We start from the raw sequence: 11,491 nt of genomic DNA, 5'->3' as shown, positions 1-11,491 counted from the left end.
ACCTGGCATGAACACCGCGCAGTTCACCCCGGCCGGCACGCTCACCGCCGAGGACCTGGGCCGGATCCACCTGATCGGGGTGGGCGGGGTCGGCATGAGCGGCCTGGCCCGGCTCTTCCTCACCCGTGGCCTGCCGGTCTCCGGCAGCGAGCTGCGCGAGTGGCCGTCGCTGGCCGGGCTGCGGGCGCTCGGCGGGACGATCCACATGAGCCACGAGGCGAGCAACCTCGACGGCGTGGACACCGTGGTCTACTCCTCGGCCATTCCGCAGGACCACCTGGAGATGGTCGAGGCCCGCCGGCGCGGCCTGCGGGTGCTGCACCGCTCGGAGGCCCTCGCCGCGGCGATGACCGGCCGCCGGACGGTGGCGGTCGCCGGCACCCACGGCAAGACCACCACCACCTCGATGGTCACCATGGTGCTCCAGCAGGCCGGGACGGACCCGTCCTTCGTCATCGGCGGGGAGATCTCCGAGGTCGGCTCCGGCGCGCACCACGGCACCGGCGAGTACTTCGTGGTCGAGGCGGACGAGAGCGACCGCTCGTTCCTGATCTACCGCCCGTACGTCTCGATCATCACCAACATCGAGGCGGACCACCTCAACACCTACGGCGACCTGGCCAACCTGGAGGCGACCTTCGCCGAGTTCGCCCGGCTCACCGACCCGGACGGCTTCATCATCACCTGCGCCGACGACCCGGGCGGCCGCCGGCTGGCCGAGACGCTGCGCGCGGAGGGCCGCCGGGTGCACACCTACGGCCTGTCTCCCGACGCCGACCTGCGGCTGGACGACATGGCCTCCACCGCGCAGGGGGTGCGCTTCCTGGCCGAGGTCGACGGCCGCTCGCTGGGCGAGATCCGGCTGCCGGTGCCGGGGCGGCACATGGGGCTCAACAGCGCCTCCGCGGTGCTCACCGCGTACCTGCTCGGGCTGCCCGTCGAGGCGGCCGAGGCGGCGCTGGGCGCCTTCCCCGGCGTACGCCGGCGCTTCGAGCGCAAGGGCGTCGCGGACGGCGTGCTGGTCTACGACGAGTACGCGTACCACCCGACCTCGATGACGCTGGCGTTGCAGACGCTGCGCGAGGTGGCCGGGGACGGCCGGCTGATCGTGGTCTTCCAGCCCTACCGGCTCTACCGCACCCGGGACCTCCAGGCGGAGATCGCCGGGGCCCTGGGCATCGCCGACGAGCTGGTGCTGCTGGAGGTCTTCGGGCCGGGTGAGCTGCGCCAGCCGGGGGAGGGCTCCGCGGCCCTGGTCGAGGCGGTGCCGCTGGACGCCGCGCACAAGGTGTTCGTCGACTCGTGGGAGGACGCTCCGGTGGAGGTGGCCCGGCGGGCCCGCCCCGGCGACGTGGTGGTGACCATGGGCGCCCCGCCGATCTCCCTGATGGGCGACCAGCTGATCGACGCCCTCACCGCGCGGGCCTCCGGCGGCGCCGCCGACCCGACGGCCCTCGGCGTGGCCGTCGACCCGGACGGCGCGGCCTCCGCCGCCGGATGAGCCCGGGTCCGGCGCGGGGCCGTACCGCCGGCACGGACGGCGGCGGCCCCCGGCGTAACCCGGTCCGGCGCTGGCAGCTCGTCCGGGCCGGCAGCGACGCGGTCCCGCCGTCCACCCGGCGGTTCATGGCCCGGGCGCGGCAGCGGCGGATGCGCGCGGCCCTGCCCTGGGCGGTGGCCGCCGCGGTGCTCGCCGTGGCCACGCTGGTCGCCTGGACGGTGCTCGGCACCGGGCTGTTCGGGGTCCGCGAGGTGCGGGTGGTCGGCGCGGAGCTGGTCACCCCGGTCGAGGTGCGGGAGGCCGCGGGGGTCCCGGACGGGGTCCCACTGGCCCGGGTGGACCTGGCCGCGACCGGCCGCCGGATCGGCGCGCTGGCCCCGGTCGAGCGGGCCACGGTGACACGGGACTGGCCGGGCACGCTGGTGGTGACGGTGGTGGAGCGGACCGGGGTCGCGGCGGTGCCCCGGGACGGGCAGTTCGTCGTGCTCGACGCCGACGGGGTGGTGTTCCGGACGGTGCCGCGCGCCCCCGACGGCCTGCCGGTGGTCCGGCTGGCCACCCCCGGCCCGGACGACCCGGGCACCCGGGCCGCGCTGGAGGTGCTGGCGGTGCTCACCCCGCCGCTGCGCGCGGAGCTGACCGAGCTCACCGTGCAGGGGCTGGCCCGGATCAGCCTCACCCTCCGTGGCGATCGGACGGTCGTCTGGGGGGACGCGACCCGGGGGGCGGACAAGGCGCGGGTGGCCACCGCGCTGTTGGGTCGCAAGGCCGACACGATCGACGTCAGCGCGCCCGACGTGGTGACCTTCAAGTGATTCGCCGACGCCGGACGTGAGCCGTCCCGCCAATGGCGGCGACACGCCGGGCAGGTCCTTGGCTCTCGGCGTGGGGGCGCTTACGTTGCCCCGAAGAGGATCAGTGGTTGACATAACTGTAAGCCTCTAGTAGAGGGTGAGGGTTTACTCCTGATCCTCTGTGGTGACAGCTGTCGTCGACCGTCGGTCTGGTCACGCCGTACCCGGTCGGGGCGATGCCAATCTCGAAGGGAAAGGACCGGAGATGACACCTCCGCACAACTACCTGGCGGTCATCAAGGTCGTCGGCATCGGGGGCGGCGGCGTCAACGCCGTCAACCGGATGATCGAGGTTGGGCTCAAGGGCGTCGAGTTCATCGCGATCAACACCGATGCGCAGGCGCTGCTGATGAGTGACGCCGACGTCAAGCTCGACGTCGGCCGGGAGTTGACCCGGGGCCTCGGCGCCGGCGCCAACCCGGACGTCGGCAAGAACGCCGCCGAGGACCACCGCGACGAGATCGAGGAGGTCCTCAAGGGCGCCGACATGGTCTTCGTGACCTGCGGCGAGGGCGGCGGCACCGGCACCGGCGGCGCGCCGGTGGTGGCGAACATCGCCCGCAAGCTCGGCGCGCTCACCATCGGCGTGGTGACCCGGCCGTTCTCCTTCGAGGGCAAGCGTCGCCAGGTGCAGGCCGAGTCCGGCATAGACGAGCTGCGCAACCAGTGCGACACGCTGATCGTCATCCCGAACGACCGGCTGCTGGCGCTCGGCGACCGCAACATCTCCATGATGGACGCCTTCCGCACCGCCGACCAGGTGCTGCTCTCCGGTGTCCAGGGCATCACCGACCTGATCACCACGCCGGGTCTGATCAACCTGGACTTCGCCGACGTCAAGAGCGTGATGAGCGGCGCCGGCAGCGCGTTGATGGGCATCGGCAGCGCCCGCGGCGAGAACCGCGCGGTGGAGGCGGCCGAGGCGGCCATCTCCAGCCCGCTGCTGGAGCAGAGCATGGACGGCGCGCGGGGCGTGCTGCTCTCCATCGCCGGCGGCTCCGACCTCGGCCTGTTCGAGATCAACGACGCCGCCCAGCTGGTCACCGACGCGGCGCACCCGGACGCCAACATCATCTTCGGCGCGGTCATCGACGACGCGCTGGGCGACGAGGTCCGGGTCACCGTCATCGCGGCCGGCTTCGACGGCGGCGCGCCCTCGTACAAGGCGGCCGAGGCGCCGCGCAAGACCAACCAGAACCAGCCGGCGCCGCAGAACCCGCCGGTCGCGCCGCCGACCACCCTGCCGGCCCAGCAGCAGTCGCCGCGCCGGGTGCTCTTCGACGACGTGGACGTGCCCGACTTCCTCAAGAACGGTTCCTGAGCTCCGCCGATGACCGACGAACCAGCCACGGTACGGCCCGACCGGCGTGCCGAACTCGCGGCCGGGCTGGCCCGGGTCCGCGCCCGGATCGCCGACGCCTGCGCCGCCGCGGGACGGGACCGCGCCGAGGTCACCATGATCGCGGTCACCAAGACGTACCCGGCCGGCGACGTGGTCGCGCTGGCCGGGCTCGGGGTGGCCGACGTGGGGGAGAACCGCGACCAGGAGGCCGCCCCGAAGGCGGCCGAGGTGGCCGCCGCCGGGGTGGCCGTCCGCTGGCACTTCATCGGCCAGCTGCAACGCAACAAGGCCCGCTCGGTGGTCCGCTACGCCGACGTCGTGCACTCGGTGGACAGCGTCCGGCTGGCCCGGGCCCTGGACGCGGCCGCGTCCGCCGGCCGGGACCGGCCGCTGGACGCCCTGGTGCAGGTGAGCATCGACGGCGACCCGGCGCGTGGCGGCGCGCTGCCGGACTCGGCCGACCCGGACCGCGGCCTGGGCCCGGTGGCCGAGGCGCTGGCCGGTGCCGGCGGCCTGCGGCTGGCCGGGCTGATGGCGGTGGCGCCGCTGGGCTGGGAGCCGGAGCGGGCGTTCGCCCGGCTCGCCGAGGTGGCGGCGCGCTTCCGCGACCGGCACCCGGAGGCGACCGCGCTCTCCGCCGGAATGAGCGGCGACCTCGAACCGGCCATCGAATATGGCGCGACACATGTCCGCGTCGGCAGCGCGTTGCTCGGAATGCGTCCCACGCTGCGGTAGCCTGACCGCGGTAGAAGCAAATTACATCTGTGTTGTTTCAGGAACGGCGTCCCGTTGTCGGGGGCCACGGCGGGCGGCCGCGAATCGCCTGTCGGGGGATTGCCGCTCCGATCCGGTGGGCATGGATTGTCCATTCGTGATCAGGCGACACGGCACGGGGGTGCGTGCCGCACGGCGGACGGAAGGGCGCGGGATGGGTGCACTGCGCAAGGCGGGGGTCTGGCTCGGTCTCGTCGAGGAGGATGACGAGCGGGCCTACGACGACGGCTACGACAAGCCGGGCTACCGCGACTCGCGGTACCGGTCGAGCCGGTACTCCGAGGAGTTCGCCGACGACGACGAGGACGAGTCGGAGGAGCCGCCGGCGCCGCGCCCGCGGCTCGGCGAGCGGGGCCGGCTGAGCGAGCGCGGCGCGAGCCGGGCTGTGGAGGCCGACCGGGCCGACGACGAGCGTCCGGAGCGGGTCGAGCGGTCCAGCGTCCGCTCGATCACCCGGTCCGGCGCGGGGGAGACCTCGGGTGCGCTGACCTACCACACCCGGGACAACCTGGCCCTGGCGCCGCAGACCCAGGCGCGCGAGCGCGCGGTGGTGGCCGAGGAGGAGCAGCGTTACCAGATCACCACGCTGCACCCGACCACCTACCGGGAGGCGCGGACCATCGGCGAGCACTTCCGCGACGGGGTTCCGGTGATCATCAACCTCACCGAGATGGACGAGGCCGACGCCCGTCGGTTGGTTGACTTCGCCGCCGGGCTGGCGTTCGGGCTGCGCGGTACGATCGAGCGCGTGACCAACCGGGTGTTCCTGCTCTCACCGGCCAACGTCCAGGTCACCGCGGAGGACAAGGCCAAGATCGCTGAGGGCGGCTTTTTCAGCCTGAGCTAAGTCCGCCCGACCGAGGGACGTCGCCTGCCGTGTTGTCGATCGTGCTCCAAGCGCTGTACCTGCTCCTGTACCTCTTCCTAATTGTGCTGTTGGCCCGATTCGTCCTCAGCGCCGTCCTGCAGTACGGTCGCCGGTGGCAACCGGGGCGCGGGGCATCGGCGGGACTGGAATCCGTGTGGAGCGTCACTGATCCGCCTCTCAAGGCGTTGAGGCGTGTGATCCCTCCACTGCGAATTGGTACCGTGAGCATCGACCTGGCCTCCCTTGTGCTCCTGGTTATCCTGTTCGTGCTGATGGAGTTCGTGTTGAAGCGGTTGATCATCGGATGAACGTCCGGTGGCCCAGCCCGCTACGCGGCCGCAACTGACCCGAGGAGTTTCGATGCCGCTGACCCCGGCCGACGTCCACAACGTCGCCTTCAAAAAGCCGCCGATCGGCAAGCGGGGGTATGACGAGGAGGAGGTCGACGCCTTCCTGGACGAGGTCGAGCGTGAGCTTGCCCGTCTGATCGAGGAGAACAACGAGCTGCGCGCCCAGGTGGAGCGCGGCGGCCGTGGTGGCGCTCCCGCCGGCCCCGGCGGCGACGCCCGTCTCGCGGCCGAGCTCAACGACGTCAAGGCCCAGCTCGACCGGGTGCAGCGCGACAAGGCCGCGGCCGAGCAGGCCGCCCGGGCCATGCAGGCCGAGCTGGAGCAGGTCCGGTCCGCCGGTGGCCCGGCCGGCGGCGGCGACGGCGAGCAGCAGGCGCTGCGGGTGTTGATGATGGCCCAGCGCACCGCTGACGACCACGTGTCGGACGCCCGCCGCGAGGCCGACCAGCTTCTCTCCGAGGCCCGGTCCAAGGCCGAGGAGGTCACCCGCGAGGCGCGCGCCAAGGCCGACGCCCTCGAGCGGGACGCCCGCCAGCGGCACCAGGAGGCCATGGGCGGCCTGGACGCCAAGCGCACCGCGCTGCAGAAGCACATCGAGGAGCTCAAGCAGTTCGAGCGCGAGTACCGCACCCGGCTCAAGGCGTACCTGGAGAGCCAGCTGCGGGACCTCGACGGCCGGGGCCAGGGCCTGGAGGCCGAGATGACCCGCGCCGAGGGCAGCCGCGCCGCCACCGGCAACGGGCTGGCCGCCCCGAGCCTCGCCGGCTCGTACGGCGGCGGTCGCTCCGGCGCTCTCGAAGCCGGTCGCTGATCCACGGTCGGCGGCCGTCGCCCGACGGTCGCCGACCGCGCCACACCGACACGACGCGGCGGGGGTGAGCCGTGATAGTCGCAAGTCTGCTGCTCATCCTCGTCGCGGTCGTACTGCTGGTGTTCGGTCTCGCTGACGGCTCCAGCACTCTGTTGATCAGTTCCATCGCGGCCAGCCTGTTGGCCGCCGTCGCGTTGATCGCGGGCGCCCGCCAGGTGGCCGCCGCCAAGGCGACGACGGGCCGGCCCGGGCCGCGCGCGGGCCGGGGTTTCGCGGGTACGTCCCGCGCCACGACCCCGCCGGAGCCCTACGCCCCGGTGGAGCCGGAGATCCCCGTCCAGCACGTTCCCCCGACGAGCGGCACCGGTGGCGACGGGTGGCGGCAACCGCCCGAGCCGCCGGTGACCGGCGACGCCGACCCGTGGGAGCCGCAGGCCGAGAGCCCGTGGGACTCCGACGGCGTGGCCGCGCGCCGCGCACCGGACGCGGACCCGGCGTGGGAGGCCGCGCCGACCGCCGGGCGGTCCCGCGACGTCGACGACGCCGGCCCGTGGGACTCGGTGAGTCCGGCCCCGGGCCCCTGGCGCGACGGGGCGGCCGGCGGCTGGGCGGCGGAACCGGCCGAGGTCGACGACGAACCGGAGGCCCAGGACGTGTCCCCCGCCGACGCCGCGTGGGTGGCCCGGCTCGACACCGAGGTGCGGGTCGTCGACGGCCGCCCCCGCTACCACCTGCGCTCCTGCCCCCGCCTGCTCGGCCGGGACGACGAGCCGCTGCCGGTCTCCGAGGCGGTCTCGCTCGGCTTCACCCCGTGCGCGGACTGCGCGCCGGACACCGCCCTGCTCGCCGACACCCGACCCGGCTGAGTCGCGTCGATGCCCACCGGGGAGCCGCTCACCGTGGCGGTACGCGTCAAGCCCGGCGCCTCCCGCGCCCGCGTCGGCGGCCGCTTCGACGGCCCGCACGGCCCCGCGCTGGTGATCGCGGTGAACGCGCCGGCGGTGGACGGGCGGGCCACCGAGGCGGCCCGCAAGGCGCTGGCCGGGGCACTCGGCGTACGACCGGCGGCGGTGTCGCTGCGCACCGGCGCGGCCAGCCGCGACAAGCTGTTCACCGTCGAGCGTCCGGCCCCCGGGCTGACCGACGTGCTCCGCCGGCTGCGCGACGGATCGGACGGGTGAGGGCGCTGCGGGTCGGTGGCCGGTGACGCCGGGGCTGGACCTCGCGCTGCTGCTCGGCGCCGCCGTCCTGCTGGTGGCGGTCGGCGCGGTCCGCTTCTCCACCCGCCTCGGCGTACCGAGTCTGCTGGTCTACCTGGCGCTCGGGGTGGCGATCGGGGAGGCCGGCCTCGGCATCCGCTTCGACGACGCCGAGCTGACCCGGGTGCTGGGCTTCTGCGCGCTGATCGTGATCATCGCGGAGGGCGGGTTGACCGCCCGGTGGAGCACCCTGCGCCCGGTGCTCGGGCTGGCCGCCGCCCTCTCCACCGTCGGGGTGCTGGTCAGCATCCTGGTCGTCGGCCTGGTGGTGCACCTGCTGCTCGGCCTGGACTGGCGGCTCGCCCTGCTCTACGGCGCGGTGCTCTCCTCCACCGACGCGGCGGCGGTCTTCGCCACGCTGCGCCGGCTGCGCCTGCCGCCCCGGCTGGTGGCCACCCTGGAGGCCGAGTCCGGGATGAACGACGCCCCGGTGGTGATCCTGGTGGTGCTGCTCTCCCGCGGCGCCGAGGGTGGTCACCCGTGGTGGTACGAGGTGTTCCTGGTCGGCTACGAGCTGGGCGTCGGAGCGGCGGTCGGGCTCGCCGCCGGGCTGACCGGCCGCTTCGCGCTGCGCCGCGCGGCGCTGCCGTCGTCCGGGCTCTACCCGATCGCCGCGGTCGGCTTCACCGTGCTGGCGTACGCCGCCGGGGCGGTGCTGCACGCCTCCGGCTTCCTCGCCGTGTACGTGGCCGGGGTGCTGCTCGGCAACGCCCGGCTGCCGCACCGGCAGGCCATCCTGGGCTTCGCCGACGGGCTGGCCTGGCTGGCCCAGATCGGGCTGTTCGTGCTGCTCGGGCTGCTGGCCACGCCCAGCCGGCTGAACGCGGCGGTGCTGCCGGCGGTGGTCGCCGGCCTGGCCCTGCTGCTGCTGGCCCGGCCGCTGTCGGTGCTGGTGGCCGCGCTGCCGTTCCGGGTCAACCTGCGCGAGCAGGCGTTCCTGTCCTGGGCGGGGCTGCGCGGGGCGGTGCCGATCGTGCTGGCCACCATCCCGCTCTCCGAGCGGGTGCCCGGGGCGGACCGGCTCTTCGACGCGGTCTTCGTCCTGGTGGTGATCTTCACGGTGTTGCAGGCGGGCACGCTGGCGCCGGCGGCCCGCCGGTTGCGGGTGACCGCGCCCGCCGAGCTGGCCGAGATCCACGTGGAGACGGCGCCGCTGGAGCGGATGCGGGCGGACCTGCTCCAGTTGGAGGTGCCGCCGGGTTCCCGGCTGGCCGGCGTGCACGTGGACGAGCTGCGGTTGCCGGTGGGCGCCTCGGTGACCCTGGTGCTGCGCGACGGGGCGGGTTTCGTGCCCGGCCCGGACACCCGGCTCAAGACAGGCGACAGCCTGTTGATCGTGGCGACCGCCGGGGTGCGGGACGAGGTCGAGCGGCGGCTGCGGGCGGTCAGTCGGCGGGGTCGACTGGCCAGGTGGTTTGGCGAGTACGGCGAGGATCGGGATGGCTGATCTGCTAGCGTTCCCTTTGCCCCAATTAGGGCTTACCAGGGGCTGAATAGCGGCACGACGGTGCGCCACGTTGTCGGACGCCTGTACGTTCCGTATTCTTGCCAACCTCCGGAGTGCGCGGCCCTCGTTGCCGTGCGCCCGTTTTGTTACGTGGGGGCGCCAGGCCGGTGACCCCTGTCCGGACACCGCCGACCGCCGCGCTACGCGGCTGAGGGAGCTGACGATGGCGAAGCCAGCCGACACCAGGACCGCCGGCCGCAAGCCTGCGGTGAAGGCCACCCGCAGCGCGGCGGAGACCGAGAAGATCCGGGCGGCCCTGGCGGCCCGACGGGACGAGCTGCGAGCCGAGTACGATCAGACGCTGAGCGAGATCACCGAGCTGCAGCGCGACCGGCTGACCGACTCGGCCGGGGACGACCAGGCCGACACCGGCACCAAGACGTTCGAGCGCGAGCAGGAGATCTCTCTCGCCAACAGCATCCGGGAACGGATCACGCAGGTCGAGCGGGCCCTGGAGCGCCTCGACGAGGGTGGCTACGGGTGGTGCGAGCGGTGCGGGAACCCGATCCCGGTCGAGCGGCTCGCCGCCTTCCCGTCGGCGACCCTCTGCGTGACCTGCAAGCAGCTGGAGGAGCGGCGCTGACGTCCGCTCCCCGGTGACACACGCGAGACGGTGAACCGCTCACCGTCGGACAGTCGATGGGGAGTCGATGACCACAGCACCGACCGCCGGATCCGGCACCGCTGAGCCGGGCGACGGTACGCCTCGCCGCAAGGCGGTCGTGGTCCTGGCCAGCATCGCCCTCGCGGCCCTGCTGGCCGACCTGTTCACCAAGCACCTCGCGCTGGTGACGCTCGACGACCGGGGGCCGGTACGCCTGCTCGGCGGCGCGGTCTACCTGACCCTGACCCGCAACAGCGGGGCGGCCTGGAGCATCGGCGCCGACCACACCTGGATCTTCCCGCTGATCACCATCGGCGTGGTCGGCTGGATCGTCTGGATGGCGGTACGGCTGCGGTCCCTGCCCTGGGCGGTCTCCCTCGGCCTGGTGCTGGGCGGCGCGCTGGGCAACCTCACCGACCGGATCTTCCGCGCCCCCGGCCACTTCGTCGGGCACGTGGTGGACATGGTCAGCCTCTTCGACCCGTACGGACAGGTCTGGCCGGTGTTCAACCTGGCCGACAGCGCGCTGGTCTCCGGGGTGCTCCTCGCCGTGCTGCTCGAACTGACCGGCCGGCAGCGGGACGGCAGCCGGGCCGGTACGCAGGGCGCCGCCGACGACGCGGCGGCCAACGACCGGGACGCCACCGGCGCTCAGCCCCGGGAGCGGGCGTGACCTCGGCCTTCGCCGCCGGTGGCGGTGACCAGCGTTCCCTGCCCGTCCCGGACGGGCTCGACGGCATGCGCCTGGACCAGGCGGTGTCCCGCCTCTTCGGGCTCTCCCGCACCGCCGCGGCGGCCCTGGTCGACGCCGGTGACGCGCTGGTCGACGGGGCCGCGCGGCCCAACTCGCACAAGGTGAAGGCCGGCTCCTGGCTGGAGGTGACGCTGCCCGCCCCGGTCGCGCCGCCGACGGTGGTGCCGCAGGCGGTGCCGGGCCTGACCGTGGTCCACGCCGACGACGACATCGTGGTGGTGGACAAGCCGGTCGGCGTGGCCGCCCACCCCAGCCCCGGCTGGACCGGGCCGACCGTGATCGGCGGCCTCGCCGCCGTCGGGCACCGGATCTCGACCAGCGGCGCCGCCGAGCGGCAGGGCGTGGTGCACCGGCTCGACGTCGGCACCACCGGAATCATGGTGGTGGCCAAGAGCGAGCAGGCGTACACCGCGTTGAAGCGGGCGTTCAAGTACCGCGAGGTGGAGAAGCGCTACCACGCCGTGGTGCAGGGGCACCCCGATCCGCTGCGCGGCACCATCGACGCCCCGATCGACCGGCACCCGCACCACGACTACCGCTGGGCGGTGGTCTCCGGCGGCAAGCCGAGCATCACCCACTACGACACCATCGAGGCGTTCCCGGCGGCGAGTCTGCTCGACGTGCGCCTGGAGACCGGTCGCACGCACCAGATCCGGGTGCACTTCTCGACGCTGCGGCACCCCTGCGTGGGCGACATCACCTACGGCGCCGACCCGACCCTCTCGGCCCGGCTCGGGTTGGGCCGGCAGTGGCTGCACGCCCGGTCGCTGAGCTTCCTGCACCCGCGTACCGGCGACGAGGTGACCTTCGTCAGCGAGTACCCGGACGACCTGGCCCAGGCGCTGGCGATCCTGCGCGACTGACCGC

The 11,491-nt window shown here is 73.8% G+C and carries 12 protein-coding genes and 1 pseudogene; all 13 read left to right on the top strand.

Features of this window, described 5'->3' with window-relative positions; genetic code table 11:
* Positions 1–7 precede the first annotated feature (7 nt).
* The 13 genes and pseudogenes from murC (at position 8) to ACTMTB_RS12480 (ending at position 11,487) form a co-directional block, all read left to right on the top strand.
* The gene (gene murC / locus ACTMTB_RS12540; protein ID WP_441145205.1) at positions 8–1,501 is read left to right on the top strand and encodes a UDP-N-acetylmuramate--L-alanine ligase; all 1,494 of its coding nucleotides are present in this window, start codon (positions 8–10) and stop codon (positions 1,499–1,501) included.
* A complete protein-coding gene (locus tag ACTMTB_RS12535; protein WP_441145203.1) occupies positions 1,498–2,316 on the top strand; it encodes a cell division protein FtsQ/DivIB in 819 nt (272 codons plus the stop codon). The genes murC and ACTMTB_RS12535 overlap by 4 nt, the downstream gene beginning before the upstream one ends.
* Before the next feature lie 244 nt (positions 2,317–2,560).
* Positions 2,561–3,676 (top strand): cell division protein FtsZ, encoded by a 1,116-nt coding sequence (ftsZ, locus tag ACTMTB_RS12530; RefSeq protein ID WP_334573038.1) that lies wholly within the window; start codon positions 2,561–2,563, stop codon positions 3,674–3,676.
* Positions 3,677–3,685: 9 nt separating this feature from the next.
* Positions 3,686–4,432, top strand: a complete 747-nt coding sequence (locus ACTMTB_RS12525; RefSeq protein ID WP_441145201.1) for a YggS family pyridoxal phosphate-dependent enzyme — start codon at positions 3,686–3,688, stop codon at positions 4,430–4,432.
* A 193-nt stretch (positions 4,433–4,625) separates the two neighbouring features.
* Positions 4,626–5,318, top strand: coding sequence for a cell division protein SepF (locus ACTMTB_RS12520; RefSeq protein ID WP_210774738.1), 693 nt, complete (start codon positions 4,626–4,628; stop codon positions 5,316–5,318).
* Positions 5,319–5,347: 29 nt separating this feature from the next.
* Positions 5,348–5,647, top strand: a complete 300-nt coding sequence (locus ACTMTB_RS12515) for a YggT family protein (protein ID WP_088961129.1) — start codon at positions 5,348–5,350, stop codon at positions 5,645–5,647.
* A gap of 52 nt (positions 5,648–5,699) precedes the next feature.
* Complete coding sequence (locus tag ACTMTB_RS12510) at positions 5,700–6,500, top strand: DivIVA domain-containing protein (protein WP_210774740.1); 801 nt, start codon at positions 5,700–5,702, stop codon at positions 6,498–6,500.
* Positions 6,501–7,120: 620 nt separating this feature from the next.
* Positions 7,121–7,366: pseudogene (locus ACTMTB_RS12505) on the top strand (hypothetical protein); the annotation flags it as partial.
* 9 nt (positions 7,367–7,375) lie between these two features.
* On the top strand, positions 7,376–7,681 hold the full coding sequence (locus ACTMTB_RS12500) for a DUF167 domain-containing protein (RefSeq protein WP_210774742.1): 306 nt from the start codon (positions 7,376–7,378) through the stop codon (positions 7,679–7,681).
* 22 nt (positions 7,682–7,703) lie between these two features.
* Positions 7,704–9,206, top strand: coding sequence for a potassium/proton antiporter (locus ACTMTB_RS12495; RefSeq protein ID WP_441145198.1), 1,503 nt, complete (start codon positions 7,704–7,706; stop codon positions 9,204–9,206).
* A 223-nt stretch (positions 9,207–9,429) separates the two neighbouring features.
* The gene (locus ACTMTB_RS12490; RefSeq protein WP_154943859.1) at positions 9,430–9,849 is read left to right on the top strand and encodes a TraR/DksA family transcriptional regulator; all 420 of its coding nucleotides are present in this window, start codon (positions 9,430–9,432) and stop codon (positions 9,847–9,849) included.
* Between the two features lie 67 nt (positions 9,850–9,916).
* Positions 9,917–10,543 (top strand): signal peptidase II, encoded by a 627-nt coding sequence (gene lspA, locus ACTMTB_RS12485; protein WP_441145195.1) that lies wholly within the window; start codon positions 9,917–9,919, stop codon positions 10,541–10,543.
* Positions 10,540–11,487, top strand: a complete 948-nt coding sequence (locus ACTMTB_RS12480) for an RluA family pseudouridine synthase (protein ID WP_441145193.1) — start codon at positions 10,540–10,542, stop codon at positions 11,485–11,487. Before lspA ends, ACTMTB_RS12480 begins: the two co-directional genes overlap by 4 nt.
* The last annotated feature ends 4 nt before the right edge of the window (positions 11,488–11,491 follow it).

The organism is Micromonospora sp. L32, assembly GCF_052068055.1.
In the GTDB taxonomy this organism is placed as follows: domain Bacteria; phylum Actinomycetota; class Actinomycetes; order Mycobacteriales; family Micromonosporaceae; genus Micromonospora; species Micromonospora purpureochromogenes.
Note: the sequence above shows the minus strand (reverse complement) of the source record. Positions and strands in the feature narration are given on the sequence as shown.

Coding starts and splice junctions, on each gene's coding strand:
- murC (WP_441145205.1), top strand. CDS start 8: ATGAACACCGCGCAGTTCACCCCGGCCGGCACGCTCACCGCCGAGGAC.
- ACTMTB_RS12535 (WP_441145203.1), top strand. CDS start 1,498: ATGAGCCCGGGTCCGGCGCGGGGCCGTACCGCCGGCACGGACGGCGGC.
- ftsZ (WP_334573038.1), top strand. CDS start 2,561: ATGACACCTCCGCACAACTACCTGGCGGTCATCAAGGTCGTCGGCATC.
- ACTMTB_RS12525 (WP_441145201.1), top strand. CDS start 3,686: ATGACCGACGAACCAGCCACGGTACGGCCCGACCGGCGTGCCGAACTC.
- ACTMTB_RS12520 (WP_210774738.1), top strand. CDS start 4,626: ATGGGTGCACTGCGCAAGGCGGGGGTCTGGCTCGGTCTCGTCGAGGAG.
- ACTMTB_RS12510 (WP_210774740.1), top strand. CDS start 5,700: ATGCCGCTGACCCCGGCCGACGTCCACAACGTCGCCTTCAAAAAGCCG.
- ACTMTB_RS12500 (WP_210774742.1), top strand. CDS start 7,376: ATGCCCACCGGGGAGCCGCTCACCGTGGCGGTACGCGTCAAGCCCGGC.
- ACTMTB_RS12490 (WP_154943859.1), top strand. CDS start 9,430: ATGGCGAAGCCAGCCGACACCAGGACCGCCGGCCGCAAGCCTGCGGTG.
- lspA (WP_441145195.1), top strand. CDS start 9,917: ATGACCACAGCACCGACCGCCGGATCCGGCACCGCTGAGCCGGGCGAC.